This is a genomic window from Sphingobacterium sp. T2, assembly GCF_000814685.1.
Classification (GTDB): domain Bacteria; phylum Bacteroidota; class Bacteroidia; order Sphingobacteriales; family Sphingobacteriaceae; genus Sphingobacterium; species Sphingobacterium thermophilum.
In genome coordinates, this window is the sequence record NZ_JXAC01000297.1 from 1 (window position 1) to 3,156 (window position 3,156).

Annotated in this window: 2 protein-coding genes; both read right to left on the minus strand. The window is 43.9% G+C overall.

All coding sequences use genetic code 11. From position 1 onward, the window contains the following. Positions 1-1,575, minus strand: a 1,575-nt coding sequence (locus SD31_RS14285) for a RecQ family ATP-dependent DNA helicase (protein WP_039054609.1), incomplete at its 3' end; no start/stop codon positions are given. After that, complete coding sequence (locus tag SD31_RS14290; protein ID WP_039054610.1) at positions 1,572-3,098, minus strand: ComEC/Rec2 family competence protein; 1,527 nt, start codon at positions 3,096-3,098, stop codon at positions 1,572-1,574. The genes SD31_RS14290 and SD31_RS14285, both read right to left, overlap by 4 nt. Between the last annotated feature and the right edge of the window lie 58 nt (positions 3,099-3,156).

Here is a 3,156-nt window from a genome sequence, read left to right on the forward strand (position 1 = left end):
CTTAACTTGCTTGCGTTCACGGATAAATTCGGTATCAATATAGAGGTTTTTGTAATCTACCCGCGGCTGCAAAAACTGAAGTTGCGGCTTATCCGTACTTCTGAGATATGAACCGATCTGTTGTTTTTCTAGGCCTTCCAACAACTGCACGATGGTTTCATAAGAAACACCCAATTTTTTGGCAAACTCATACTCGTTAATAGGAACGTAAAAGTCAAACACACCACCATATGTCCTTAAGATAGCCTTGATCAGTGGATCATATTTTGCTGCCTGCACCTGAAACTTATAGAGCTCATGGAAGTCCACCTCAAATTTAAATCGTGAAGGGATGAAGACCGCTTCCGACACGCTTATCCATCCATCACGCTCCAAAAATTTCAACGCACTCATTGTCTGCATCACCTCTAGCTGATACTTCCTTGCAAACTCCACAAGATCGAAGTCTACCGACATTCCCTTTCCGGCTCCATAGGCTATCTGATAATGGTTTGCAAGATGGTGGTAAGTCTGCTGAATGAACGTCACCGAAGGGAAGCTATCCTGATAGGTTTTCCATAGCCTTTCCCTGTCCTCTTGATTGTACAGCAGCACCGGGAAAGCCTTCTTTCCATCCCTTCCGGCGCGGCCCGCCTCCTGGTAATAGGCTTCTAAAGAATCCGGAATATCGAGATGGATTACGAAACGTACGTCGGGCTTGTCGATACCCATGCCGAAGGCGTTGGTAGCTACAATCACGCGAACTTGGTTATTTGTCCACGCCTGTTGCTTACCTTCACGCTCCTTTATCCCCAAGCCTGCATGGTAATAATCTGCAGGAACCCCATGGTTCAGCAAAAAACGGGCGATCTCCTGCGTCTCGCGTCTGTTGCGAACATAGATAACGCCTGACCCTCCCACTTTCTTTACGATGCGCAGCATGCGGTTCATTTTGTTTTCTTCCTCCAATGCCATATATCCCAAGTTGGGCCTTGCAAAACTCTTGGAAAAGACATTCTTAGCCTTAAAATTCAAGCGTTCCTGAATATCTTCTACAACTCTCGGCGTCGCACTAGCTGTCAAGGCCAAGATTGGCACCTCGGGATGTGCTTCCCGCAATGCGGCTAGCTGCAGATAGGAAGGTCTAAAGTCATAACCCCATTGTGAAATACAGTGCGCCTCATCAATAGCAAAGAGATTGACTTTCATATATTTGATACGTTCGCGCACCAACTCCGAATAAAAGCGTTCGGGAGCTATATAGAGAAATTTTATCTTTCCGAAGATACAGTTGTCCAAAGCGATGTCTATCTCGCGATACCCCATGCCCGAATAGATGGCTATAGCCTCAATGCCGCGCTTACGGAGATTCTCAACCTGGTCTTTCATCAAAGCTATCAACGGCGATACCACGATACAGATTCCCTCCTGCATCATAGCCGGAACCTGAAAGCAGATGGACTTTCCTCCTCCCGTAGGTAATAAGGCTAGCGTATCTCTCCCCTGCAAGACCGATTGGATAATATCTTCCTGCAAGGGTCTGAATGCATCATAACCCCAATATTGCTTCAGTATGGAATGTATCGTTGCACTCATAACTGTAATCCATCCCAAACATAAGCAAAATTATTTTTTAGAACATATAATAGCTCCGAATTAGGAATTCTATCCTGCAACGCTCGGATATGTCTGTCGCTGTTGCTTCCGTCCACCACAAGCTGAGCTTTCGGATACCTACTTAACAGCTGAAGGACATCATTTCCATTATTCTTTCTCCACAGGATAAGATTCACATCAGGTGGAAGATTTGCTTCATCGACCCTATCTTCAAGTAGAAGTAGACGATAGGTACCCCACTCGAGAAGAAAGCTATGCCTTAAGACGTTCTCGATTTTATGAAATTCTATTTGCGATGACGAAATATAAGGCTTTAAGCTAGGCAGAACGCTATATCGTAGAGTAGGGTGATTCAGCGAATCCAAGGTGGAATACAGCACAACCTGTGACGGACGGACAAGAGCCGCAGCGACGTCCGATCTTACATTGTAAATAATAATAAAGCTATCTTTTGTCTTTCTAATAGAAGCAAACGCACTTATCACGCATACCCCAAAAATTGACATTATAGACAAAAGCAAAGCCCTTCCAGATCTTCTGTCCAGACCGACTACCAGTGCCGCCATAGCTACAATAAATAGCAGCACCTGAATCCCACTCCATTCTACCCCTTGGATGAGAGAAGAAGGAAGCGACGCTATTCTTTTCAATCCTTCCATCATAAAAATCAAGGAAAATTCCAGTATTCTACCCAACACCACATTGAGGCTGTCAAAAGGCAGAATAGAAAGAAAGACGCCAATATACATGATAATTGTGCTTGGCAGGGCGATGAACAAGTTGGCCAGCAGGAAATAATTCGGGAACTGCCCGAAATAGTAAAGAGAGAGCGGTAAAGTAAACAGCTGTGCAGCAATACACACATAAAGATAATCTAGCAGATAATTTATCCACTTATTTCCGCTAAGATAGTATGCCCTAAATAGCGGATACCCCAACAAAATGCCCAGCATTGCCGCATACGATAGCTGAAACCCTACATCAAACAAATAGTTGGGTGAAAATATTAAGATAATTAAAGCAGAAGCGGCTAAAGTATTTACGGAAACCTGCTTCCTATTTAGAAGCTGAGACATCACGAAAAAGGAAATCATTATCCCAGCCCTTAAGATCGGAGGACTCATCCCTGTCAGCATCACATAAGCCCAGATGAATGACAAGATGATACAGGATTTCACCGTCTTACCCCACCTCCATCTGTCTAACCACTGCAACACAAAATTCAAACACACAAACACCAAACTGACTTGCAAGCCCGACACACTCAGCACGTGTATAGTTCCTGTATCCGTAAATGCTGATATGGTTTGTGGATCAATCAGTGAACGGTATCCAAAAATAAGAGCTACTGCCACCTGAAAGGCTTCGTCATCCTTCAAGTACTTCCTGAACTTTGCTATTAACGCTTTTCGTAGAGACAAAGAATAAGCTACAAACACATTTCCTTTCTGGTGGTCAATTACTTTTATTTCTCTCGGAAGCAGCAGGGCCTGCAATTCCATACCTTTGTTTTTTAGATAAGCTTATAGTCAAACTCTTTGGGGTTGAAAGGAGGAGGAA

What these genes read in the sequence shown, in the direction of transcription:
- SD31_RS14290 (WP_039054610.1), bottom strand. Translation starts at nt 3,098, where the DNA reads ATGGAATTGCAGGCCCTGCTGCTTCCGAGAGAAATAAAAGTAATTGAC.